At 44.1% G+C, this 22,472-nt stretch carries 18 protein-coding genes and 1 riboswitch; of the genes, 8 read left to right on the top strand and 10 right to left on the bottom strand.

The window, feature by feature from the left end; genetic code table 11:
• Positions 1-76: 76 nt before the first annotated feature.
• The 4 genes from QM830_RS08600 to pflB all read right to left on the bottom strand — a co-directional run bounded on the left by QM830_RS08600 (position 77) and on the right by pflB (position 4,372).
• Positions 77-301, bottom strand: coding sequence for a hypothetical protein (locus tag QM830_RS08600; protein ID WP_009731685.1), 225 nt, complete (start codon positions 299-301; stop codon positions 77-79).
• A 106-nt stretch (positions 302-407) separates the two neighbouring features.
• Positions 408-875 (bottom strand): threonine/serine exporter family protein, encoded by a 468-nt coding sequence (locus QM830_RS08605; RefSeq protein ID WP_414326483.1) that lies wholly within the window; start codon positions 873-875, stop codon positions 408-410.
• A gap of 4 nt (positions 876-879) precedes the next feature.
• Positions 880-1,638 carry a threonine/serine exporter family protein gene (locus QM830_RS08610; RefSeq protein ID WP_009731683.1) on the bottom strand — a complete coding sequence of 253 codons (759 nt, stop codon included), beginning with the start codon at positions 1,636-1,638 and terminating at the stop codon, positions 880-882.
• A 418-nt stretch (positions 1,639-2,056) separates the two neighbouring features.
• Positions 2,057-4,372, bottom strand: coding sequence for a formate C-acetyltransferase (pflB, locus tag QM830_RS08615; RefSeq protein WP_414326485.1), 2,316 nt, complete (start codon positions 4,370-4,372; stop codon positions 2,057-2,059).
• A 260-nt stretch (positions 4,373-4,632) separates the two neighbouring features.
• Here pflB and dinB point away from each other — a divergent pair, with 260 nt between their 5' ends.
• On the top strand, positions 4,633-5,739 hold the full coding sequence (gene dinB / locus QM830_RS08620; RefSeq protein ID WP_414326486.1) for a DNA polymerase IV: 1,107 nt from the start codon (positions 4,633-4,635) through the stop codon (positions 5,737-5,739).
• Positions 5,740-5,747: 8 nt separating this feature from the next.
• On the opposite strand, the gene QM830_RS08625 is transcribed toward dinB, so the two are convergent.
• From QM830_RS08625 to rnhC, 3 genes are all read right to left on the bottom strand, one after another.
• Positions 5,748-8,180, bottom strand: coding sequence for an ATP-dependent RecD-like DNA helicase (locus tag QM830_RS08625; protein ID WP_414326528.1), 2,433 nt, complete (start codon positions 8,178-8,180; stop codon positions 5,748-5,750).
• A gap of 67 nt (positions 8,181-8,247) precedes the next feature.
• On the bottom strand, positions 8,248-8,898 hold the full coding sequence (gene lepB / locus QM830_RS08630; RefSeq protein WP_414326488.1) for a signal peptidase I: 651 nt from the start codon (positions 8,896-8,898) through the stop codon (positions 8,248-8,250).
• 3 nt (positions 8,899-8,901) lie between these two features.
• The gene (gene rnhC / locus QM830_RS08635; RefSeq protein ID WP_414326490.1) at positions 8,902-9,798 is read right to left on the bottom strand and encodes a ribonuclease HIII; all 897 of its coding nucleotides are present in this window, start codon (positions 9,796-9,798) and stop codon (positions 8,902-8,904) included.
• Between the two features lie 137 nt (positions 9,799-9,935).
• Between rnhC and QM830_RS08640 the strand changes: the two genes are divergently transcribed.
• The 5 genes from QM830_RS08640 to QM830_RS08660 all read left to right on the top strand — a co-directional run bounded on the left by QM830_RS08640 (position 9,936) and on the right by QM830_RS08660 (position 16,721).
• Positions 9,936-10,226, top strand: a complete 291-nt coding sequence (locus QM830_RS08640) for a hypothetical protein (RefSeq protein WP_009731676.1) — start codon at positions 9,936-9,938, stop codon at positions 10,224-10,226.
• A 10-nt stretch (positions 10,227-10,236) separates the two neighbouring features.
• Positions 10,237-10,791: a CvpA family protein gene (locus tag QM830_RS08645; protein WP_414326491.1), complete on the top strand. Its 555-nt coding sequence runs from the start codon at positions 10,237-10,239 to the stop codon at positions 10,789-10,791.
• 74 nt (positions 10,792-10,865) lie between these two features.
• The gene (locus QM830_RS08650) at positions 10,866-13,205 is read left to right on the top strand and encodes an endonuclease MutS2 (RefSeq protein WP_414326493.1); all 2,340 of its coding nucleotides are present in this window, start codon (positions 10,866-10,868) and stop codon (positions 13,203-13,205) included.
• A 440-nt stretch (positions 13,206-13,645) separates the two neighbouring features.
• Positions 13,646-15,064: a C69 family dipeptidase gene (locus QM830_RS08655; protein ID WP_414326495.1), complete on the top strand. Its 1,419-nt coding sequence runs from the start codon at positions 13,646-13,648 to the stop codon at positions 15,062-15,064.
• Positions 15,065-15,193: 129 nt separating this feature from the next.
• Positions 15,194-15,288: riboswitch (glycine riboswitch) on the top strand.
• A gap of 110 nt (positions 15,289-15,398) precedes the next feature.
• A complete protein-coding gene (locus QM830_RS08660) occupies positions 15,399-16,721 on the top strand; it encodes an alanine/glycine:cation symporter family protein (protein ID WP_414326530.1) in 1,323 nt (440 codons plus the stop codon).
• A 53-nt stretch (positions 16,722-16,774) separates the two neighbouring features.
• Here QM830_RS08660 and sstT read toward each other — a convergent pair whose 3' ends face one another.
• Complete coding sequence (gene sstT, locus QM830_RS08665; protein WP_414326496.1) at positions 16,775-17,992, bottom strand: serine/threonine transporter SstT; 1,218 nt, start codon at positions 17,990-17,992, stop codon at positions 16,775-16,777.
• A gap of 138 nt (positions 17,993-18,130) precedes the next feature.
• Between sstT and QM830_RS08670 the strand changes: the two genes are divergently transcribed.
• Positions 18,131-18,979 (top strand): mechanosensitive ion channel family protein, encoded by an 849-nt coding sequence (locus tag QM830_RS08670; RefSeq protein ID WP_009731670.1) that lies wholly within the window; start codon positions 18,131-18,133, stop codon positions 18,977-18,979.
• Positions 18,980-19,171: 192 nt separating this feature from the next.
• Here QM830_RS08670 and QM830_RS08675 read toward each other — a convergent pair whose 3' ends face one another.
• Both QM830_RS08675 and gdhA read right to left on the bottom strand, forming a co-directional pair.
• On the bottom strand, positions 19,172-19,492 hold the full coding sequence (locus QM830_RS08675) for a hypothetical protein (protein WP_414326499.1): 321 nt from the start codon (positions 19,490-19,492) through the stop codon (positions 19,172-19,174).
• 282 nt (positions 19,493-19,774) lie between these two features.
• Positions 19,775-21,121 (bottom strand): NADP-specific glutamate dehydrogenase, encoded by a 1,347-nt coding sequence (gdhA, locus tag QM830_RS08680; RefSeq protein ID WP_414326501.1) that lies wholly within the window; start codon positions 21,119-21,121, stop codon positions 19,775-19,777.
• 377 nt (positions 21,122-21,498) lie between these two features.
• Here gdhA and QM830_RS08685 point away from each other — a divergent pair, with 377 nt between their 5' ends.
• Positions 21,499-22,434, top strand: a complete 936-nt coding sequence (locus QM830_RS08685; RefSeq protein ID WP_414326503.1) for a dihydroorotate oxidase — start codon at positions 21,499-21,501, stop codon at positions 22,432-22,434.
• The last annotated feature ends 38 nt before the right edge of the window (positions 22,435-22,472 follow it).

Consider the following 22,472-nt stretch of genomic DNA (forward strand, 5'->3'; position numbering starts at 1 on the left):
GATTTTGCAATGTTTCAAATAAAAAATAGAGAATCTATAAAAAAGCCATCCTCAGATGACTTTTCAACTCTGATGCTTAGCTATCTTTTTTAGGGTTACTCATGACCCGTATGAAGAGTTCTTTGCATTTGTCTCTTAGAACTTTTTCGTAGAAGACGATTAAAGCGATGTACACAATCAGAAAGTTCAAGGTCAGATAAAACAAGTCAAATGAATTGCGGGCATAGTAAGTCGCTGATTGATAGGAGGGGAAGGCTCCTAAGATCATCCAAGGAAGATACTTGATATACTTGTTTACCATCCTACAGCACCTCGCATCCTTTAAAGAATTTGTTTTTCCACTATTATTGTACTCCTTTTAAGCGATAAAGCAAGCGATTACATAGATAAAAATTAGAAAACCAATGCTAGTTGGCATTGGTCATTTTTCTTTTTTGATAGCGTTGGTAGGAATGGTAGAGTTTCAAGACGACAGATCCGCTAGCCATCCCGATGGAGATGACCAAGGCCAGGATAACAACCAGACTCACGCTAGTCACTGCTTGCCGGTATTGGCCACTAACAAAGAAGGAAGTGGTCCGATAGGAAATATATCCAGGAACCAAGGGTGCGAGAATAGCCAGCATAAAGACAACGACAGGTGTCTTAAGGACGATACTTAAAATCTGACTAATACAAGAGCCGACAATGGCCGCGATAAAAGTTGCTACGATGACATTGGTAGGCCCTTTTAGTACATAGTAGAGGAGCCAAATCCCCATACCGAGAATACCTCCAGGAATCAGCATGGAGCGTTGCACATTTAGGACGATTAAAAAGGTGATGATGGCAATCAAACTGGCCACTGCTTGGATTAAAAATTCAGTTAAGTTCATGGTTCTATTTCATCAGGACAAGGGCGACGGTCGTTCCGGCACCAAGGGCAAGAGTAATGAGGAGAGTCTCAAAGAGCTTACTCATCCCAGAGTTAAGGTGGTAATTCATGAGATCGCGGACAGCATTGGTCATGGCAATACCAGGAACAAAGGGCATAACACAGCCGGCAATGATGAGATCGGTATTAGAAGGGAAACCACTATAGCGCGTCCAGATATGAGCCAAAAAGCCAAAGACAAAAGCGGCCGCAAAAGCAGTGGCAAAAGGAATGCGCACATATTTATCAACGACAAGTGAAAAAGCAAAGGCAAAGACAGTTGCAATGCCCGCTCCAATGGCATCGTAGAAATTTCCACCAAACATGATGGAGAAGAAAGGCGCACTAAGGGTTGCCGCAATGGTCAACTGGAGATTGGTATAAGGAACACGCTTGTTTTTCAACTCGCTCAAGGCCTGGTAGGCTTGGTCAAGATCCAACTCTCCAGAAACCAGTTGACGAGAGATCTGGTTGACATCGCAGACTTTTTCAATGTTGTAATTGGTCCGTAAGATCCGTTTCATGCGCGTCACATTGGCGTTTTCAATTGAAAAGAAAATAGCGACGGGCATCGCTAAAACATTGCAATCGATGATTCCCTGTGAATGGGCGATCCGGATCATGGTATCTTCGACCCGGTGAATCTCAGAACCACTCTCAATAAGGAGGGTTCCAGCTAACATCAGGACGTCGATCACTTGGTTGATCTGTTTTGACTCTTCCATAATTTCCTTCTTACTAAATAATCTGTTTCTATTATAGCAAAAAAGGACGAGAGACAGAACTAAAATTTGACAATTCTAGTTTGTTTCTTGTCCTTATGAATTCCATTTAGAGAGCTATTCGTTTAGCTTTATCATTCGTTAACTCGGGTGGTGATGCTGCACGGTCGTATCCTGGACGAGAAGGGTTGCTAAAAAGATCAGTGCAATCAGAATAAAGAGCCAAATAATAGCGAAAATAAATGTTAAAAACATAGGATCACCCCTTCTATCTTATTTACAGCTCTACTATAACACTTGGAGAAAACGCTGTCAAACGCTATACTGCAAGCTGTTAAACTCTTTCAAAATTCAGAATAGTCTTACGATGGGATGAAAAAAACCAGCCGTTTCCGACTGGTTTATATGATTTGCTTGAATCTTAGCTCAATGCATCATCCATTGAAAGAACTTCGTGGAAGACACGTTGTGTCAATTCAGTTTTTTGTTCTGGAGTGAGGTATTTAGTGTTTACGCAGTATCCAGAGATACGAACGATAACGTCTTCACCGCTCATGATCTTTTCGTAAACATCGTTCAAGTCCATAACGTTCAAGTTAACGTGTTGTCCACCGTTTTCGAAGTAACCATCAAGGATTGTTACCAAGTTATCAACTTGTTCGTCACGAGTTTTACCAAGAGCACGTGGTGAAACTTGAGTAGTGAGTGAGATACCGTCAGCTGCATAACCAAAGTCAAGGCTAGCAAGTGAGTTCAAGTTTTGCAACCAACCACCTTTTGCTTTGTTAGATGGGTTAGCACCTGGTGAGAAGAATTCCAATTTAGACAAGTTCACAGAACCATCTTCGTTGAGGTATACCCCTTTGTGGACTGGAGAGTTACCAGTTTGTTTAGAGTATGCAACGTTAGAAGTGATAGTCAAAAGTGATACAGTAGCTTCTGCGTCTTTGTAAAGTTTGTGGCTACGTAGACGAGTTGTGTAAGCTTCGATCAACCATTCTGCCAATTCGTTTGAACGTGGATCATCTTCACCCCAACGTGGGTATTCACCGATTGTTTCGTAATCGTAGATGTAGCCATTTTCGTCACGGATTGGTTTAACTGTAGCGTATTTGATTGCTGACAAGGTATCAACAGTGTTAGCGAATCCACAGATACCGAATCCCATGTTAGCGCGTTGGTGAGTTGGCAAGAAGGCCATTTGAACTGCTTCGTAGTTGTACTTATCAGTCATGTAGTGGATGATGTTCAAAGCATCTACATAAGTGTCAGTCAACCAGTCAAGAGATTTTTCGAAGTTTGCTTTAACAGATTCGAATTCAAGAACTTCGTCACGGATAGGATCGATGTCAAATACTTTGTAGTCTTTATGAACGTCGTCGTAACCACCGTTCAAACCAGTAAGAAGAGCTTTAAGCACGTTTACACGAGCACCGAAGTACTGGATGTTGTGGCGTTGTTCTTCGTTTTCTGGGTCAAGTGGAGATACACAACATGAAATACAGCTCATTTCACCGTATCCGTCTTTAGCCATTGTTGTCACACCTTCGTATTGGATAGAAGAGTGTTTGTGGCTCATGTGCATACAGTAGCGACGGAAGCTATATGGCAATTTGTCAGTCCAAAGAACTGTCAAGTTTGGTTCTGGAGAGTTACCGATGTTGTCCAAAGTGTTCAAGAAACGGAAGTCCATCTTAGTAACACGGTGACGTCCGTCGTTCCCCATACCAGCCATAGAAGTTGTGATGAAGGTTGGGTCACCTGAGTACAATTGGTCGTAAGCTTTTGTACGAGCAAATTTAACAGTACGCAATTTCATAACGAAATCGTCAACGAATTCTTGGATTTCAGACTCAGTGTAAGTACCACGAGCCAAGTCACGTTCAGCATAGATATCCAAAACGATTGGCACACGTCCAAGAGAAGTAGCAGCACCGTTGATCACACGGCAGACAGCCATGAAGGCGATGTTTGTCCATTGGATCGCTTCTTTTGTATCGAAGGCAGGACGACGTACATCTACACCATAAAGGTCACCCAATTTAACAACTTCTTTAAGTGCTTGGTATTGAAGGTTTACTTCTTCACGAAGACGGATTGATTCTTCGTCGATTTCAGTGATCGCATTCCAGTCGTTTGCTTTTTCAGCCATCAAGTAGTCAGCACCATAAAGAGCCAAACGAGCATAAACCCCGATGATACGTCCACGTGAGTATGCATCTGGAAGACCAGTTACAGTGTGAGCGTGACGTGCACGACGAATGTTTGTAGTGTAAGCACGGAAAATACCATCGTTTACAGTTGTAACATATTTAGTGAAGATTTCATGAACAGCTGGATCTGGTTCATAGCCATTTTCTTTCAAAGTAGTTTCCGCCATACGGATACCACCACGAGGCATGAAGTTCAATTTGAACAACTCATCGTTTTGGATACCGAAGATCACTTCGTTTTCTTTGTCGATGTATCCAGCATCAATATCAGCGATAGAAGTTGGGCGTGTATCGTATGGGAAACGAGTTTCTTCATAATGAGCTTTCGTTTCTTCAACAATTTTCTTGATATGAAGAGAACGTTCAGTTGGACCAGCTAAGAAGTTTTCATCTCCATCATATGGTGTGTAGTTAGCTTGAACGAAGCGAGAAACGCTTGCTTTTTCTTTCCAATCTTCACCTTTGAAGCCTTCCCAAGCTTTGTCAAAAATATCTTGTGCTTCAACAACTGTTTTAACAACCATTTGTATTTTCCTCTATTTGTCTTTCTAGCAACTACATCTGTTGCATTTACACTAGTAGTATACCATACAGAAATCGGTTACACAAAGAAGAATCGCGGAAAATGACAGATTCTTTTATAATACAGTTTTTAGATTCTTGTTATACTGTACTATATTTTTGAAAACCGAAAATTATTTCCATCAATTTCCAAGAATTGGGTGAATGTCGATTTTTGCAATTCCGAAATTTTATTTTTATAATAGAAAAAGGAGGGCGAAAAATGCTGATATTTCCATTAGTGAACGATACAAGTCGTAAGATCATTCATATTGATATGGATGCATTTTTTGCTGCTGTCGAAGAAAGAGACAATCCTAGTTTGAAAGGCCAACCGCTTGTGATTGGCCAGGACCCTCGACAGTCAGGGGGAAGAGGGGTGGTCTCGACCTGCAACTATGAAGCTCGAAAATACGGGATCCACTCGGCTATGAGTTCCAAAGAAGCGTTGGAACTCTGCCCCAAAGCAATCTTTATTTCTGGGAATTATGAAAAATACCGAGAAGTGGGCGAGCAAGTTCGTGAGATTTTTAGGCGCTATACGGATCTCATAGAGCCAATGAGTATTGACGAAGCCTATCTGGATGTGACGGAAAATAAAATTCAGAGCAAATCAGCTGTCAAAATCGCCCGCTTGATCCAGCACGCTATCTGGGAGGAACTACATCTGACAGCCTCTGCAGGGGTCTCTTATAATAAGTTTTTGGCCAAGATGGCAAGTGACTATCAGAAACCCCGTGGTTTGACGGTGGTCTTGCCGGAGGATGCTGAGGATTTTCTGGGCCAGATGGACATTGCCAAATTTCATGGGGTGGGAAAAAAGACAGTGGAGCGTCTACACGAGATGGGGGTCTATACTGGTGCCGATCTGTTGGATATTCCGGAGATGACCTTGATCGATCGGTTTGGGCGCTTTGGCTATGATCTCTTTCGAAAGGCGCGAGGGATTCACAATAGCCCTGTCAAAAATCATCGAATCCGGAAGTCGATCGGAAAAGAGCGGACCTACCGCAAGCTCCTTTATGCAGAAGATGATATTTTAGAAGAAATTACCAATCTGTCCAGTAAGGTGGCCCAATCGCTGGAAAAACATGGTAAGCAAGGAAAGACCTTGGTTTTAAAAGTGCGCTATGGAGACTTTACCACCTTGACTAAGCGCATCACCTTGACGGAGCCAACGCGAGATGCTGAGCGCATCAATCGTTCAGCGCGTCACATTTTCCAAGAGATTGAGTCGACAAATATGGGAATTCGCCTCTTGGGGGTCACCATGACTAACTTTGTTGATCATACTGAGCTGCCTCTGGTAGAGGAAGAAAAAGACAACTAGTCTATTCACTAGTCGTCTTTTTTGATATCAAAAAAGGCTGCAATCTCTTCTTCTGTTAGTCCAATCATAGGCGAGATGGTGTGGAGATTGTCTTCAGTCAGTCGATAGACAGTCGGTTCGTCAAGATCAGCCTTCCTTTCAACAGTTTCTTCCTTCCTTCGTGCAGATTCGACTGTAGCAGAAGCTGTGGTAACGGCTGAAGAAGAGTCTTTGGTGTCTGCGCCTCCATCCAGGTCCTTGAAGCGCTCCACCAAGTAGGTCTTACGTGCAGTACCGGTATTTTTAGTAGCGTAATCAAAGGCGCTGTATTCTCCTAAGAGAATCAGCTTGCTCTTTGAGCGCGTGATGGCGGTATAGATCAAATTACGTTGCAACATCCGGTGGCTTTGATTAGTAATGGGTAAAATCACCACAGGAAATTCGCTTCCTTGCGATTTGTGAATACTCATGGCGTAAGCTAGGCGAATTTTGTACCATTCATTGCGCGGGTAGACGATTTCATTGCCATCAAATTGAATGGTCAATTCATCTTGCTTGGATTCTGTATATTTTCCTGGTAGAAGGTCTGTGATGTAGCCAATATCTCCATTAAAAACATTGCTTTCCGCATCGTTGACCAGATGGATGACCTTATCCCCATCACGGTATTGGCAGTCTGGCGTGTCAAAGACGACCTGATCTTTGACAGCTGGATTGAGAAGGTCTTGCATGAGTGTATTGATATTGTCAATACCGGCCTGGCCCTTGTACATAGGAGCTAAGACTTGGATATCTTGAGCCGGGATCTGACTGCGAAGGGCAGCAGAGGTGATCTGTTCAATCATCTTAGGGATATGTTCGCTTCCAGCTTCGAAGTATGAGCGGTCGGCTTTTCGTTCCGTGAAGTCATGGGGAAGTTTACCCTGGCGAATGTCTCCTGCCAGGGAGACAATGGTCGAATCTTCACTCTGTCGGAAAATATGTTCGAGTTTGGTCTGAGGGATGCTTGGGATCTGCAAGAGATCAGCTAAGACCTGACCAGGACTGACAGATGGTAATTGGTCTGCATCTCCCACAATCAAGAGTTTGGTATCGGTTGCGATATTGCTGAGCAATTGATTGGCCAGCCAGGTATCAACCATGGAAAATTCGTCCACAATGATAAAGTCGGCGTCCAGATAGTCCTCTAAGTGGCTGGTGTCATCATCTCCTGTCATCCCCAAATGGCGGTGGATGGTAGCACTCGGAAGTCCTGTCAGTTCATTCATGCGCCGAGCAGCCCGTCCCGTTGGGGCAGCCAAGAGGATCGGCAGGTCTTGTTTCTTCCGAAGATCCAACTGGTGGAGTTGGGCATAGACACTAATCATCCCGTTGATAACCGTGGTCTTTCCTGTCCCCGGTCCCCCAGTGAGGATAAAGACCTTGTTTTGGATGGCTTGGTGAATGGCCTCTTTTTGAATGGCATCGTAGTGGATCCCCAAATCTTTTTCAACTTGCGCAATAGCCTGGTTGATTTTCTCAGCTTCAAATGAAGCTTGCTTTCCTTTTTCCAACAATCGACCGATGTGACTGCGAATCCCTTCCTCCGCAAAGAAGAGGCTGTTGTCAAAAATCTTAGTATCCATGTTTTGGACCTTGTCTTCCTCGATGAGGTAGCCTAATTCTTGGGCGACAGTGGAAGGATCCAATTCTACTGGTCGTGCAGATTCTAAGAGATCAATAGTGTAGCGTAAGAGGTCCTTGGCTTCGATATAGGTATTTCCTGTCTCGATAGAATAACTAAAGAGGCTGTGAATCAGCCCCGCACGGAAACGTTCAGGGGCGTCACTGGCAATGCCAAGCTCTTCGGCCAATTGGTCCGCGATTTTAAAGCCCATGCCTTGGATATCTTCCACCAATTGGTAGGGCTGTTGCTCCACAATTTGGAGCGTTTCTTCTTTGTAGAAATCTTGGATCTGAAAGGCCAATTTATTGGGAATTCCGAAATTAGCTAGTTGGGCGAGAATGCGTTCTGTTCCATAATTCTGACGGAGCTTGTCCACAAAAGCCAAGCGGTTTTTCTTGGAGAGGCCTGCGATTTCTTCTAATTTTTCAGGAGCCTCAAGAATTTTATCGATGGTGTTGTCGCCATATAGGTCCACGATTTTTTGAGCCGTTTTGAGACCGATTCCCTTGAAGTGATCGCTGGAAAAATACTTCACTAAGCCCTTGCTAGAGGGTTTAGCCCGTTCATAGCGACTGATTTTGAGCTGTTCTCCGTATTTAGGATGATGGACCAGCTCCCCCCAGAAGGTGTAGTCTTCGCCTTCCATGATATCTGCCATGGTGCCCGTCACAATAATCTCAAAATCATCAAAGTCTTCGGCATCGGTATCGCTAATGTCGAGCAGGAGGATTCGAAAAAAACTACTGGGATTTTCAAAAATAATGCGCTCAATAGTACCAGAAAAATAATATTCCATCATTTCTTTCCTTTTTATAAAGCAAGGCTGGGACATACTTGTCTCAGCCTCAGTCTGTTAATCTATACTAATACGTTTTGAAGGGGTAGATAGGCCAAAGTCTAAAGACGGCTTGCCCTTTGATTTGTTCTTTTTTGAAAGCTCCGACCTGACGGCTATCTTTTGAAACGATCCGGTCGTCTCCAAGTAAGAGGTATTCATTGTCCAGTAACTTCAAGGTGAATTTTGTATTGCCATCCTTGTCTACCGTAAAGGCTTGGGCTGTATTGGCCAATTGGCGGAAGAGTTCTCCATTTTCTTCGAACCCTTTTCCAGTGTAGGTCGATTGCAATTTATCTTTTTTGAAGCGAGCGATGTAGTCTTTTAAATAGGGCTCATCGGTTTTCTTTCCATTGATATAGAGGGTATCGTTGTCATACTGGATGGTATCTCCAGGAAGACCGATGACCCGTTTGACAATTTCCTTGGTTTTGCCGTCGTCGTCTTTTTCGCTAGCAACGACAATGTCGAAGCGATCGATCGAGAGATGGTTGACCACAAGAAGGTACTCGCTATCAGCTAAGGTAGGATCCATCGAATGGCCATCCACCTTGACCGGAGCCCAGAGGTAAATGCGAGAGGCAATGATGAGACCAACGATAATGCTGAAGAGGCCCCATTCTTTAAGGAATCTCACCACTGGTGAGCTCGATTTCTGTTTTGAACTTCTTTTTGACATAACTTATCTTTCTAGTAATTTCTTTGCTTTTTCTGTGTTTTTAAAATGGAGTTTGGCACAATAATCCAGAGCCTTCATCCCATAAGACTGGAGCAATTTAGCCGCTACTTGATCGGACTTAGCTCCTGCTCCACTTGGGAGATTAAAGCCTAGTTCCTTGCCCAGATCTTCCAGATTTTGTAGGAAGAGATTGCGGGCGATGATGGAGCTAACTGCAACAGCTAAGTACTTGCCTTCAGCTTTTTCTTCCAAATCAATGGTTTGCGTGACCTGATTTTTTTCAGCTTTTACATATTTTTGGAAATTTTTGGGAGTCGTAAAGGCATCGATCACAATACGTTCAGGCTGAACTCCTTTGTTTAACAGAAGATAGATGGCCTGATTGTGTAGGGCTACCTTGACCGAAACAGCATTGTAACCAGAAGCGATCACTTCATTATACTTCTTTGGAGACAATAAGAGTGCTTGGTGCTGAATATTTTCCTCAAGAAGGGGAGCCAACTGCTGAATTTTTCGATCATCCAAGGTCTTCGAATCTCCAACACCGAGCTTTTTGAGCCAGTCGTGCTGGTCAGGTGTCACAAAGGATGCGACAACGGTGAGTCCACCAAAATAAGAGCCGTTTCCGACCTCATCGGTTCCGATCATGGCTAGATCTTGTCGTGCAGATGAAGTAGAACGCTTAAGGTTCCCAGCATCTTGCCCGAAAAAGGTCAGGTAAGGAGTGAGGTCATTGCCCTGGAGCAGGACCTTTCCAGACTTGTAGATCGAAACGGTCGCTCCCTCTAGTCGAAAGAAATAATCCATATGTGGGTTATTGCTTTGAGTGAGAGAACTGCGATAGGTATGGACAAAATCAAGGATTTGCTCCTGTGTTGGAGTGAGTGTCATACTTTCCATAACCACTATTGTACCACAAATTCAGGGAGAGAGGGAGCAAAAAGAAAGAAAGAATCCCTTAAGAAAATCGCCTTGAAGAGGGCCTTTGCTACTGACAAAGCGCCCCTTTTTTGATATAATACCGTGAGGTGATTTTTATGGCGAGCTTAAATAGATATAAATTTACATTTGGAAACAAAGCGCTCACTTTAACAACCAACCATGATAATTTGTTTATGGAAGAAGTCGAACGTGTTGCAAGAGAAAAATACCAAGCAATTAAAGAACAAATGCCGGAGGCTGACGATGAAACCATCGCCATTTTATTGGCAGTAAATAGTTTGTCTATGCAACTGAATCGAGAGATTGAGTTTGACGACAAAGAAACAGAATTAGATGATTTTCGTCGCAAAGCTTTAGACGACTTAAAGGATAAATCATCCAAATAAGAGGAGATACATGTTAACTTTCTTAATCTTATTGATTTTGGCATGGAGCTTTTATATTGGCTTTGCAAGAGGGATTATTCTGCAAGCCTACTATTTTCTAGTGACCATCTTGGCCCTCTTGATTGCAGGTGCTAGTTACAAGAGCTTGGCTAAGATTTTATCTCTATGGGTCCCTTTTTCAAGTCCGACCCAAGAATCGGTGAATTATTTTTATTCCAATCACTACTTGTTTCAGTTAGATGAAATTTTTTATGCAGGTCTGGCCTATGTGGCGATTTTTGCGGTTGTTTATTTAATCGGCCGTGTGATTGGAATCTTTATGCACTTGTTCCCCCAGCCAGAAAAACTGGAGGAGCGCAAGTATCAAATTGGAGCAGGTGTGATCGCAGTGGTGATAACTCTCTTGGTCATCCAGATGGGCTTAACCGTCCTTTCAACTGTTCCCATGGCTTCCATCCAAAATAGACTAAATGCAAGCGGCTTGATCCGCTTTATCATCCTTCATACTCCGATTAGTTCCAGTCTGTTCCACAATTTGTGGGTAACTGCGATTGTCGGGGCTTAAGGAGCAAGACAGGAAGAAAGGAGTGAGACAAGTACGACTCAAGGACGTACGCTCACTTTTTTTGTAGGAGAAAAATGAACAAAAAAATCTTAGATATTCTGGAGTTTGACAAGGTCAAGCAGCTCTTTGAACCCTATTTACAGACAGAGCAAGGGGAGATGGAGCTAGCAGTCCTTACTCCAACTGATAAAAAAGAAAGCATCGAAACGGCCTTTATGGAGCTAGAGGATATGGAGCAGATCCTCTTGGAAGATTCACGCTTTGCAGTATCGACCATCCAAGATGTCCGTCCAGTGACCAAGCGTTTGGAGATGGAGGCGGCCCTCAATATCGATGAATTACTGGCTTTAAAAGCAGTTCTTCGAGTGACACATGAGCTCAAGGATTTTTACGAAAACTTGGAAAATGTCCGTTTGGAAAGGCTCCATCGCCTCTTTGACAACTTGGTGGATTTGCCCCGCTTACAAGGAGGGCTACAAGCTATCAACGAAGGAGGCTTTGTCGAGTCTTTTGCCAGTGAAAAATTGGCTAAAATCCGTCGCCGCATCCAGGAAAATGAACACCAGGTCAGAGAGATTCTGCAAGACCTGTTGAAAAGTAAGGCCGATATGTTGGCGGATGCTGTAGTTGCTAGTCGAAATGGGCGAAATGTCCTGCCTGTAAAAAACACCTATCGAAACCGCATTGCAGGGGTGGTTCATGATATCTCTGCCAGTGGGAATACAGTTTATATCGAGCCTCGTGCAGTGGTTAATCTCAATGAAGAAATTGCCAATCATAGAGCTGATGAGCGGTATGAGATCATTCAGATTCTGGAGGAATTATCTGACACCCTGCGCCCTCATGCAGCAGAAATTGCAAATAATGCCTGGATTATTGGACACTTGGACTTGATCAAGGCCAAGTATCGATTTATGCGCGATTTCAAGGCAGTGGTCCCAGAAGTGACCAACAATCGCTCGATTCAGCTCTTGCAAGTGCGTCATCCCTTGATTGAGAATGCCGTCGCGAATGACCTGCATTTTACCGAGGACTTGACAGAAATCGTGATTACCGGTCCCAATACAGGGGGGAAAACCATCACGCTAAAAACGCTGGGACTAGCGCAAATCATGGCCCAGTCTGGTCTTCCCATCCTAGCAGATCCAGGTAGTCGTGTGGGCATCTTCTCACAGGTCTTTGCCGATATTGGCGATGAGCAATCCATCGAGCAGAGCTTGTCGACCTTCTCCAGTCATATGACCAATATTGTGTCTATTTTAAATCAAGTGGATACAGCCTCCTTGATCCTTCTAGATGAGTTGGGTGCTGGAACCGATCCCCAAGAGGGGGCTGGCCTTGCCATTGCCATCTTAGAAGACCTGCGGTTACGCGGGATTAAGACCATGGCGACAACCCACTATCCAGAGCTCAAGGCTTATGGAATTGAGACTGATGGGGTGCAAAATGCTAGCATGGAGTTTGACACAACGAGTCTGCGCCCGACCTATCGCTTTATGCAAGGAGTTCCTGGTCGCTCCAATGCTTTTGAGATCGCCCGCCGTTTGGGCTTGTCTGAGACCATTATCCAGGATGCCATGAAGATGACCAATACGGACAATGATGTAAATCAGATTATTGAAAAACTGGAGGCGCAGACCTTAGAGAGTCGCAAGCGCTTGGATACCATTCAAGAAGTGGAGCAAGAAAATCTCAAATTCAATCGCGCTCTTCGCAAGCTCTATAACGAATTGACTCGGGAGAGGGAAACTGAGCTCAATAAGGCAAGAGAAGAAGCCAAGGAAATTGTGGATCTAGCTCTTTCAGAGAGTGACCGCATCCTTCAAGGTCTTCACGCCAAATCTCAGTTAAAACCGCATGAGATCATTGAAGCCAAGGCTCAGTTGAAAAAACTAGCTCCTGAGACCGTCGATCTTTCTAAAAATAAGGTCTTGAAAAAAGCCAAGAAGGCGCGTGCTCCTAAGGTCGGAGATGAAATCCTGGTTATCAGCTATGGGCAACGCGGAACCCTAGTCAAGCAACTCAAAGATGGGCGCTGGGAGGCGCAAGTCGGCTTGATCAAGATGACCTTGGAAGAAAAAGAATTCAACCTTATCAAGGTTGAAAAAGAAGCGGCTCAACCTAAGAAACGCCAGGTGAATGTCGTCAAGCGCTCAAACACGAGCGGGCCGAGAGCGCGTCTGGACCTCCGTGGAAAACGCTATGAAGAGGCCATGCAAGAGCTAGATGGTTTTATCGATCAGGCTCTGCTCAACAACATGGCCCAAGTCGATATCATCCACGGGATTGGGACAGGGGTCATCCGTGAAGGGGTGACCAAATACCTCCGCCGCAACAAGCATGTCAAGAGTTTTGAATATGCCCCACAAAATGCAGGTGGAAGCGGTGCAACTATTGTCACGTTTAAAGGCTAATCGAATCCTAGCTGTTTATCAGCTAGATTCAGATTAAAGAAAAAGCTATCTTAGCAACTTTCCTTAGGTGAGTACGGACGTCAGCGAACTTCGAAGAAGTTCCATGACTTAGTTTTGAGCCTAAGGTCTCAAAACTTCCGAGTGTCTGAAACAATTGTGTTTCAGACACTTTTCTCACGGCGGAAAGTTTCAGTGTATGTTTGAATGAGCCTATTAGTATGTATCAGTTTTAATTATTCTATATCAGTTAAGTTGTTTTAAGTAAAAATTTTATCTACATTCTAAAATCTTGCTGTTTATCAGCTAGGTTTTTTTACATCTGACATCATGAAAATGATTGAGAGCCGATGAAAAGGATTCGCTTTTAAATCTGATTTTCAGTAGGTCCTTCTTTTTAAAAGTGCTATAATAAAGGCAATGAATGATTTGGGAGGATACGCATGCGTAAACGTGAAAGTGCAGATTCGTGTACAACGATTCTAGTCGGAAAAAATGCTAGCTATGATGGTTCAACGATTGTAGCACGGACAGAGGATTCTCAAAATGGGGCCTTTACACCTAAGAAATGGATCGTGGTCAAACCAGAAGATCAACCGCGTCATTACAAGTCTGTCTTATCCACTTTTGAGATTGACTTACCAGATAATCCAGTTCGCTATACAGCAGTTCCAGATGCCATTCCTAAGGACGGGATCTGGGGAGAAGCTGGGATCAATGTCTATAATGTTGCCATGAGTGAAACAGAGACCATTACGACCAATAGCCGTGTGCTAGGGGCAGATCCTCTTGTAGAGAGTGGCATCGGTGAGGAAGACATGCTGACCTTGGTCTTGCCTTATGTCAAGACTGCCCGCGAAGGGGTTTTGCGTCTCGGAAAGATTTTAGAAGAGTACGGAACCTATGAGTCTAATGGGATTGCTATTTCAGATGTCCATGAAATCTGGTGGTTGGAAACCATCGGAGGTCACCACTGGATGGCACGCCGTGTCCCAGATGATGCCTATGTGACCAACCCGAACCAACTGGGAAGTGATTATTTTGAATTTGGAAATCCAGACGAGTTTCTCTGTGACCCAGATCTTGAGAACTTTGTCGCAGAGCACCATTTGATTCTGGATCAAAAAGGCAAAGGTTTCAATCCACGCTATGCTTTTGGTAGCCAAAAAGACAAGGACCGCCACTACAATACACCGCGGGCTTGGGCCATCCAGCGTTTCCTAAATCCTGAAATCGAGCAGGATCCACGGAATTTTGAGATTCCTTGGTGTCAAAAGCCCTATCGCAAGGTGACGATTGAAGATGTCAAATATGTCTTGAGCAACCACTACCAAGATACCATCTACGATCCATATGGACCAGAAGGAGATCAGGTAAGTCAGCGGACCTTCCGGACAATCGGGATCAACCGGACCAGTCAGACAGCGATTCTTCAATTGCGTCCCAATAAACCACAGGAAACGACAGGCATCCAATGGCTTTCTTACGGCTCCATGCCATACAACACAGCTGTCCCTTTCTTTACCCAAGTGGATACAACGCCAGACTACTTTGCCAATACGACAGCTAAAGTCACGACTAATTCCTTTTACTGGGCTAACCGGATTATTGCAGGACTAGCAGATCCTCACTATGCTCACCATGTTGGGGATCTAGATGACTACCAAGAATCGACAATGGCTTGGGGACACGCGCGCATCAATAAAGTCGATCGTGCCCTTGCAGCAGGTGAAACCGTTGATTTTGAGGCGGAAAACCAAGCCATGAGTGATCAAATCCAGGAAGCGACAGATCAACTCTTAGACAAGATTTTGCTAGATGCTAGCAACCTCATGACCAATCACTTCTCCTTGAGTGATTAAAAACCGTGCATTTGCAGAAATCTTGCAAGATATTTTCATTAATCTTTGACAAAGTTTTGAAAATCGATTAAAATAGAGAAAATTACATACGACCGAATGAAGTTCGCAGGAGCGTGAGTGACTGTGAATGGACGGAACTCTGGAGAGACCAGAAATGGCACCGAAGGGGCAAGGTAGAGGATGCATCTACTCAAACTCTCAGGTAAAAGGACAGAGCGAAGAATAGGGGAAGTCCCCTATTTTAAGCAGGACCAGAGTACATGTTTGTCATGTACTCTTTCTTTTTCTCATTTCTGTCGAGCGGTCGATAAAAAGGAGACAGAGAATGGATCATATATTGCAGTTTTTTCAGCAACTCGATAACCTAGTATGGGGCGCCCCGCTTTTGGTGCTCTTGGTAGGGACAGGGATCTACCTGACCCTTCGCTTGGGCTTGCTTCAGATACGCTACCTTCCAAAAGCTTTTCGCCTCATCTTTACAGAAGATGAGGGGCATGGGGATATCTCGAGTTTTGGAGCCCTAGCGACAGCTCTAGCTGCCACAGTAGGGACAGGGAATATTGTAGGGGTAGCGACAGCGATTCAGACAGGTGGCCCAGGGGCCCTCTTTTGGATGTGGATGGCGGCCTTCTTTGGAATGGCGACCAAGTACGCAGAAGGGCTCTTAGCCATTCGTTATCGGACCAAGGATGACAATGGCCTTATTTCGGGTGGTCCCATGTACTACATTCTTCACGGAATGGGAGAGAAGTGGCGACCGCTAGCTATTTTCTTTGCGGTTGCAGGAGTTCTAGTGGCCCTCTTTGGGATCGGAACTATGACCCAGGTCAATTCCATTACGGGATCCCTCCAAGCGAGTTTTGGAACGGCTCCAGAAGTGGCTAGCGTAGTGATTGCTCTGGTGGTTTCGACCGTTATCTTTGGTGGGATTCACTGGATTTCCAAAGTCTCTGAAAAAGTGGTTCCTTTTATGGCTGCTGCCTATATCTTTGCGACTGTCACGATCATTTCCTTGCATCTAGACCAATTGCTTCCAGCCTTAAAATCGGTCTTTTCAGGTGCCTTCACAGGGACTGCAGCCATGGGAGGTTTTGCAGGAGCAACGGTCAAAATGGCCATCCAAAAAGGGGTGGCGCGTGGTGTCTTCTCCAATGAATCGGGCCTTGGATCGGCCCCCATTGCAGCAGCTGCTGCGAAGACCAATGAACCTGTCGAGCAGGGCTTGATCTCGATGACAGGGACCTTTATTGATACCATTATCATCTGTAGTTTGACAGGGCTGTCTCTTCTGGTATCAGGTGAGTGGATGGCGAAGGGCAGCACGAGTACCTTGACTCAGGATACGTTTACAGGTGTCTTTGGCCCAGTTGGAGGCATTATCTTAACGCTGTGCTTGGTGCTGTTTGCGACAACGACCATTCTTGGATGGTCTTACTACGGAGAACGGTGTTTCGAATTCCTGTTTGGTGTCAAACATATCAATTTCTACCGGATCTTCTTTGTCTTAATGGTTGGACTAGGCGGTTTCCTAAAATTAGATCTGGTCTGGGTGATTGCAGATATCGTCAATGGGCTTATGGCTCTACCCAACTTGATTGCGCTCTTGGCCCTCTCCCCAGTCATTATCAAAGAAAGTAAAGGCTACTTTAAGAAATAATAAAACCCAGATCGCGAGGTCTGGGTTTTATTGTCTATTTGAGATAGGATCTTTTAATAGCGTTTTTCTTTTGGCCAGCTACTCATCTCAGCGACTGCTGTGAAGAGTACATCTGTTGATGAGTTGAGGGCTGTTTCGCAAGAGTCTTGAATGACCCCGATGATAAAGCCGACACTGACGACTTGCATGGCCAAGTCATTGCTAATGCCAAAGAGGCTACAAGCAACAGGGATCAGAAGGAGAGATCCTCCCGCAACTCCGGATGCCCCGCAGGCTGAGATAGCTGCCACAACACTGAGGATAAGCGCCGTTCCAAAGTCAACCTGAATCCCTAAAGTATTGGCTGCTGCAAGGGTTAAGGTATTGATGGTTACCGCTGCACCTGCCATGTTAATGGTCGATCCAAGAGGGATAGAAACAGAGTAGGTATCTGGATTGAGACCCAGCTCTTCACAAAGGCGCATATTGACAGGAATGTTCGCCGCTGAGCTTCTGGTGAAGAAGGCTGTCACCCCACTGACGCGAAGACATTTCCAAACAAGGGGATAAGGGTTCTTGTGGATCATCATGAAAACAATCAAAGGATTGATGACCAGAGCGACAAAAGCCATCGTTCCCACCAATACTAGCAAGAGAATTCCATAGTTTCTCAGTGCGCTGAGTCCTTGGCCGGCGATCGTCGTATAGACCAAGCCCAAGATCCCAAAAGGAGCTAGGTTGATAATCCACTCGACAATTTTTGATGTGATATCTGCTAGGGTTTGCAAGAGGTCTTTACTATGTTCACTGGCTTCTCTCATGGCAATTCCAAAGACAGTTGCCCAAGAAAGGATCCCAATGTAGTTGGCTTGTTGCAAGGCATTGACAGGGTTGTCGACGATCTTGAGCAAGAGATTACTAATGACTTCGCCAATTCCATTTGGAGAGGAGCCTTCGGCCGCTTTCCCAGTTAAGGTAATGGTGATTGGGAAGAGATAATTGACCAAGACAGCAATAAAGGCTGCCGCAAAGGTTCCTAGGAGATAGAGGATAATGACCTTTTTCATATTGGTCTCTGTCCCTTTTTGATGTTGGGAGAGAGCATTTGCGACGAGCGCAAAGACCAGCAGTGGTGCGATGGCACGGAGTCCTCCGACGAAGAACTCTCCTAAAAGTCCAATAGCAGTTGCTTTCGGGAAGATAAGTGCTAGGATGACTCCAAGTACAATCCCGATTGCGATCCGCTTCATGAGGTTGGTTTTATTCCAAGTGGTAATCAGCCGATGAATCATACGAGACCCCCTAAAAAAATAGTTAAGGAATATTATACGATAGTTAGGGGGTAAAAGCAATGCAATTTAGAAAAAAATAGCCTTATTTCCGAATATTTGATATAATCATACTATTCTTTGTTAGAAAGGCCCGAATAAATGAGTCAAGCTTTCCAACGTTATTTCAGTAAAATAGACTGGACAAAGATTTTTGATGACCTAATTTCAAAATGCATCTCCCTGATTTTTGTCTTTCTCTTATTTTTCATCGCTAAAAAGGTCATCCATAGCCTGGTCAAGCGGATATTAACCCCTTCTTTTAAGTATACGGTGCAGGATGAAGCCCGTAAAAAAACCATTCTCCGTTTAGTAGAGAGTCTCTTAAACTACTGCTTGTATTTTATCTTGATTTACTGGATTTTGTCGATCCTGGGTCTTCCAGTCTCTAGTCTATTGGCTGGTGCTGGGATTGCTGGGGTGGCTATCGGGATGGGAGCCCAGGGCTTCCTTTCCGATTTGGTCAATGGTTTCTTTATCCTATTAGAACGCCAGCTGGATGTGGGGGACAATGTCCGACTTACCAATGGTTCTATTAATATTGCAGGCATCGTAAGCAGTGTGGGAATTCGGACAACTCAAGTACGTGATTTTGACGGGAGTCTCCACTTTGTCCCAAACCGCAATATCACTGTTGTCAGCAACCTCTCGCGTGGAGATATGCGCGTGCTGGTGGATATTCCGCTAGATGCGAATACAGATCTCGACAAGATCTATCAGGTGATTGCTCAGGTCAATCAGTCTCAACAAGACAAGCATCCAGAAGTATTGACAGGCCCTACCATTTTAGGCCCACAGATCGAAAAAAATGGTCGCTATTCCTTCCGTATTGCTATGACCGCTCAAAATGGAACCCAGGTTACTGTTTATCATACTTACTATAAACTCTATCATGATGCCTTGATGGAAGCAGGAATCAACCTTCCAACAGGAAATAACGGAATCATGTAAAAAAGAGGCTGGGACAAAAGTCCTAGCCTCTTAATTGTTTTTGGATTGTCGAGCAAGACGCAGTGGTTGAGTGAGCTCTACTACGCTGATTTCATCAGCTTTTACAGTCCTACTCAACTGTGCGGAGTTGGGACGACGAAATCGAATTCTAACGAATTACCGATTTCTGTCCCACTCTCTTTTTAATCGATGTTACGATCTTAAGTGGCAGTATTTGTCATCCAAATATTTAATCTGATCCCAAATCTTTCGAGCTTTAGGTGGTAAGATCAATAATTGCTTGCGCAATAGTGCAGTGATTTCAAGATCCAGTGATTCGATGGTGAGGGCTATGGCTACGGAACTTTTTGCCCTTTGGATCTTGTTAATGCAGTGTTGGATATGCTGGCAAGCAGTACAAGTCTGTGCTTGACGGCTTGCTGCAATCTCCTGACGCATATTAGAAAGCAGTTGCATCAATTCAGACTTAAGGAACTCAATGGTAGTTGACTTGTCTTGAGCAAAATGAAACATAAGCGCACCTCCTTTTGCTATAGTTTAATACTAATTTATTAAAAATGCAAGGGGGTAAAGTAAAAAAAATAAAATTTTTTTAGAAAAAGATACAGAAAAAGAGATGGCTTAAATCTCTTACCACTAATGATGGTCAAGATTCCTTTCTTTAAAAATGATTTTCTTCCCTTGGGACCAATTGTCCTTAAAGAGATCAGTAGCTACAAAAAAACTCCTGAAACAGAATGCTTTCAGGAGTTGAGAGGCTTTGACCCGAAGGTCTCAAAGAAAAATATCGATTGATTATACAAGACCTTGTGCAATCATCGCGTTTGCGACATTTTCAAAGGCAGCGATGTTGGCACCTGCAAGGTAATCTTTACCAAGTCCGTAAGTTTCTGCAGTTGTTTTAGCAGTGTTGAAGATGTTGGTCATGATGTCTTTCAAACGACCATCCACTTCTTCACGTGTCCATGAAAGACGGAGGCTGTTTTGGCTCATTTCAAGAGCAGATACAGCTACCCCACCAGCATTGGCAGCTTTAGCAGGTCCATAAAGGATGCCGTTTTCTTTGTAGACTTTGATGGCTTCAAGGTCGCTAGGCATGTTGGCTCCTTCAGAAACAACTTTTACGCCTTGAGCAACCAAGCGTTTTGCTGCTTCACCGTTAATCTCGTTTTGAGTCGCACATGGAAGAGCGATATCATAGTGACCAGCGTAAGTCCATACAGATCCTTCATAGTAAGTAGCAGTTGGTTTTTCAGCAGCGTATTCAGTCAAACGAGCACGACGTTTTTCTTTCACGTCTGTAAGAAGGTCGAAGTCAATACCGTTTTCGTCGATGACGTAACCGTTTGAGTCAGAGACAGAGATGACAGTTGCACCAAGTTCTGTTGCTTTTTGAAGCGCGTATTGAGCTACATTACCAGAACCTGAGATCACGACTTTCTTACCAGCAAAGCTGTCGCCGTTGGCTTTGAGCATTTCTTCTGTATAGTAAACCAAACCATAACCAGTTGCTTCTGGACGGATCAAGCTACCACCGAAACCAAGAGGTTTACCAGTCAAGACACCAGCGTCAAATTGGCGAAGGCGTTTGTATTGTCCGTAAAGGTAACCAATCTCACGTCCACCAACTCCGATATCACCAGCAGGCACGTCAAGAGAAGGACCGATGTGTTTTTGCAATTCAGTCATGAAGCTTTGGCAGAAGCGCATCACTTCCGCATCAGTTTTGCCTTTAGGATCAAAGTCAGATCCACCTTTCCCACCACCGATAGGAAGGCCAGTCAAGACGTTTTTGAAGATTTGTTCAAATCCGAGGAATTTCAAGATCCCTTGGTTCACAGTTGGGTGGAAACGAAGCCCGCCTTTGTAAGGACCGACAGCTGAGTTAAATTGAACACGGTAACCACGGTTTACTTGAACCTTTCCATCACGGTCAACCCAAGGAACACGGAAAGAAATCACGCGTTCTGGCTCAGTAATGCGAGCCAAGATATTTTCTTCAATGTATTCTGGATGTTTTTCAAATACAGGTTCCAAAGTGCTGAGGAACTCTTCAACAGCTTGAAGGAATTCTGCTTCATGGCCGTTACGAGCTTTTACGGTTTCGAAAGTGCTTTGGATATATTCTTTTGCAGTTGTCATCTTGTTTCTCCTTTTTTTTATTGAAACGAATGCCAGTAGGTTAGCGAACATACTGGTATATGGAGGCACTGCTGAAAGCAATGTCATGTTTTATTACGTGGATCATTATAACAGACTTTTTTTGACTTGTAAAGAAAAAAGTTGAATTTTCTGAAAATTTTCACAGCTGATGGACGATAGCAAAAAGATCCCTATCTTAGACTGAGTCTGGTTGAAATGATGATACGATTTTTAGCTATTCTTAGAGAAAAAAGCTACTCCTTCTTGAGTAATTTCTTACTATTTCCGGACGATCCTTTCTCTTTTTTAGTTTTCTAGCCATGAATCCTTCTTTTCGTGCTATAATGACTGTAGGAATTTATTTCAAGGAGAAGAAGATGGTATCAACAAAGACGCAAATTGCTGGTTTTGAATTTGACAACTGCCTCATGAATGCGGCGGGTGTAGCCTGTATGACTACTGAGGAATTAGAGGAAGTGAAGAATTCAGCTGCTGGGACTTTTGTGACCAAGACAGCAACTCTGGAATTCCGTGCTGGAAATCCAGAGCCACGCTACCAAGATGTGCCACTTGGCTCAATCAATTCGATGGGGCTACCTAACCAAGGATTGGATTATTATTTGGATTACCTATTAGAGTTGCAAGAAACAGATCCTGACCGGACCTTCTTCTTATCTCTTGTCGGCATGTCGCCCGAAGAGACCCATACCATCTTGAAAAAGGTGCAAGACAGCGACTTTAAAGGCTTGACAGAACTGAACCTTTCTTGCCCTAATGTCCCTGGAAAACCTCAGATTGCTTATGACTTTGAGACGACTGATCGGATCTTGTCAGAGGTCTTTGCCTATTTCACCAAACCTCTTGGCATCAAGTTACCACCTTACTTTGATATTGTCCACTTTGATCAAGCTGCAACGATTTTTAACAAATACCCGCTCAAGTTTGTCAACTGTGTCAACTCGATCGGAAATGGTCTCTATATCGAGGATGAATCTGTTGTGATCCGTCCGAAGAACGGTTTTGGTGGAATTGGTGGCGAGTACATCAAGCCAACGGCTCTGGCCAATGTCCATGCCTTTTACCAACGTTTGAATCCAGAAATTCAGATAGTGGGAACCGGTGGGGTCTTGACTGGTCGCGATGCTTTTGAACATATCCTTTGTGGCGCTAGTATGGTGCAAATCGGAACTACACTTCATAAAGAAGGAGTTGGGGCTTTCGAGCGTATTACAGCTGAGCTCAAAGCTATTATGGAGAAAAAAGGCTACCAAAGCCTGGAAGATTTCCGTGGGAAATTGCACTACATTGACTAATCTTTCTAAAAGAACTTCCTCAAGTGGAAACTTGGGGA

Source organism: Streptococcus sp. OMI750 (assembly GCF_047463895.1).
Classification (GTDB): domain Bacteria; phylum Bacillota; class Bacilli; order Lactobacillales; family Streptococcaceae; genus Streptococcus.

Excerpts from the sequence above, each read along its gene's own strand:
- QM830_RS08655 (WP_414326495.1), top strand. The coding sequence starts at position 13,646 with ATGCGTAAACGTGAAAGTGCAGATTCGTGTACAACGATTCTAGTCGGA.
- QM830_RS08605 (WP_414326483.1), bottom strand. The coding sequence starts at position 875 with ATGAACTTAACTGAATTTTTAATCCAAGCAGTGGCCAGTTTGATTGCC.
- QM830_RS08610 (WP_009731683.1), bottom strand. The coding sequence starts at position 1,638 with ATGGAAGAGTCAAAACAGATCAACCAAGTGATCGACGTCCTGATGTTA.
- rnhC (WP_414326490.1), bottom strand. The coding sequence starts at position 9,798 with ATGGAAAGTATGACACTCACTCCAACACAGGAGCAAATCCTTGATTTT.
- dinB (WP_414326486.1), top strand. The coding sequence starts at position 4,633 with ATGCTGATATTTCCATTAGTGAACGATACAAGTCGTAAGATCATTCAT.
- QM830_RS08600 (WP_009731685.1), bottom strand. The coding sequence starts at position 301 with ATGGTAAACAAGTATATCAAGTATCTTCCTTGGATGATCTTAGGAGCC.
- QM830_RS08625 (WP_414326528.1), bottom strand. The coding sequence starts at position 8,180 with ATGGAATATTATTTTTCTGGTACTATTGAGCGCATTATTTTTGAAAAT.
- QM830_RS08675 (WP_414326499.1), bottom strand. The coding sequence starts at position 19,492 with ATGTTTCATTTTGCTCAAGACAAGTCAACTACCATTGAGTTCCTTAAG.
- QM830_RS08685 (WP_414326503.1), top strand. The coding sequence starts at position 21,499 with ATGGTATCAACAAAGACGCAAATTGCTGGTTTTGAATTTGACAACTGC.
- pflB (WP_414326485.1), bottom strand. The coding sequence starts at position 4,372 with ATGGTTGTTAAAACAGTTGTTGAAGCACAAGATATTTTTGACAAAGCT.
- QM830_RS08650 (WP_414326493.1), top strand. The coding sequence starts at position 10,866 with ATGAACAAAAAAATCTTAGATATTCTGGAGTTTGACAAGGTCAAGCAG.
- QM830_RS08645 (WP_414326491.1), top strand. The coding sequence starts at position 10,237 with ATGTTAACTTTCTTAATCTTATTGATTTTGGCATGGAGCTTTTATATT.
- sstT (WP_414326496.1), bottom strand. The coding sequence starts at position 17,992 with ATGATTCATCGGCTGATTACCACTTGGAATAAAACCAACCTCATGAAG.
- gdhA (WP_414326501.1), bottom strand. The coding sequence starts at position 21,121 with ATGACAACTGCAAAAGAATATATCCAAAGCACTTTCGAAACCGTAAAA.
- lepB (WP_414326488.1), bottom strand. The coding sequence starts at position 8,898 with ATGTCAAAAAGAAGTTCAAAACAGAAATCGAGCTCACCAGTGGTGAGA.
- QM830_RS08640 (WP_009731676.1), top strand. The coding sequence starts at position 9,936 with ATGGCGAGCTTAAATAGATATAAATTTACATTTGGAAACAAAGCGCTC.
- QM830_RS08670 (WP_009731670.1), top strand. The coding sequence starts at position 18,131 with ATGAGTCAAGCTTTCCAACGTTATTTCAGTAAAATAGACTGGACAAAG.